The sequence below is a fragment of the Mesorhizobium sp. M1A.F.Ca.IN.020.06.1.1 genome (assembly GCF_004023265.1).
Taxonomy (GTDB): Bacteria; Pseudomonadota; Alphaproteobacteria; order Rhizobiales; family Rhizobiaceae; genus Mesorhizobium.
On sequence record NZ_RZSR01001247.1, the window covers coordinates 1 to 1400 of the forward strand.

At 63.4% G+C, this 1400-nt stretch carries 2 protein-coding genes; both read left to right on the forward strand.

Annotated elements, in window-relative coordinates:
* The first annotated feature begins 191 nt into the window (after positions 1-191).
* Positions 192-548, forward strand: coding sequence for a helix-turn-helix transcriptional regulator (locus tag EOA60_RS32930; RefSeq protein ID WP_067326737.1), 357 nt, complete (start codon positions 192-194; stop codon positions 546-548).
* 395 nt (positions 549-943) lie between these two features.
* A partial coding sequence (locus tag EOA60_RS32940; RefSeq protein ID WP_245502675.1) for an SH3 domain-containing protein occupies positions 944-1400 on the forward strand: 457 nt, incomplete at its 3' end.

Below are 1400 nucleotides of genomic sequence, written 5' to 3' on the forward strand. Positions count from 1 at the left end.
GATATGTCCTTTGTTCAAAAGTTATTGAACAATTGGACATGAAGGGGCATGATGTCAACGGAACTTGGGCAAATTAGCGGAACCCTGCTGACAGCTCTGTGTCAGGACGGCGTAGAAACCGGGAAGCTGCGCAACCAAGCAAGAAGCGGAGACGCGTTGAAGTTGGTGCCGTTTGCGCTTAATTCTCAACCATGACCTTGCCTCATCCGACCGCCGATCAGATCAGCCTGCCGATCGTGCTTGCCGTGCTCGGCGACCCGACCCGGCTGGCAATCGTGCGCTTTCTCGCCAGCAAGGAAGGCGTGCCGATGAACTGCGGCAAGTTCCTCGACCTCGCCTCCAAGACCAATCTCAGCTACCACCTCGCCAAGCTGCGCGAGGCTGGCGTGACGCGCACCGAAGCGGTCGGCACCAGCCGGCTGATCACCCTGCGCCGCGACGACCTCGACAGGCGCTTCCCCGGCCTGCTCGACAGCGTGATCGCGGCCGCCGGCGAGGACAAGGCGCTTCCAGCGGTCGGCACCGCCGATGCGGAGATCGACGCCTGATGCGCATTGCCGTTCTGGCCGATATCCATGGCCACGTGCTGGCCCTCCAGCCTGCCGGATCGCGTTGTGCGGCAATAGCCATCGCAGCGAGCTCATCCGCATTCCCGCCGGCGCATGTCTCTGAGCAGGACAGCCGGCATGCGCGCTACGGCATCGTCGGGATGGATGCCTCCCGGCCGCTCCGAGGCGATCGCCATCGCCTACGACCATGAAGCTGCCGCAAAGCAGGCCGAACAAGCGGACGACTGGAATGGGCGCACGCGCCGCGGACCGGATTTATAAAGATTGAGCGAAGCTCATATCCATGATTGAGCGAAGCTCATAATCTGATTGAGCGGAAACGCCAGGATTGCAGTGCATTAAGGATGAAGCGTAAAGTCACGCTCCGATCGACATTGCTGATCGCCGCTCCTTTGCTGCTGGCCGCCGTGCCGGCTTTGGCCCAGGACGCGCCAGCCACGATCATTTCAATCATCGGCGGCCTTGCGCCGGACGATCTCCTCAACATCCGCGCCACCGCTTCACCAGATGGAAAGGTCGCGGCGCGCCTGCCCAACGGCGCAGCCGTGAAGAATTACGGCTGCAAGACCGTCAATAACTATCCCTGGTGCAAGGTCGAGGACACGCAGGACGCGCATATCGTCGGATGGGCGCCGGCCCGCTATCTCAGCCCCAACAACCCGGCCCCGGCGCCCGAGGATGCAGCCGTGCCGGCAACTGACGCCGGCCCGCCACAGGAAGCGAACGCGCCCGAGCCCTCTGAAGAACCGCAGCCGGACATCGCCGCGCGCCTGGGTCGCAGCGAGCCGGCCGATCCGCCATCCGCGGCCGATATCAGCGCCGTCGCCATGC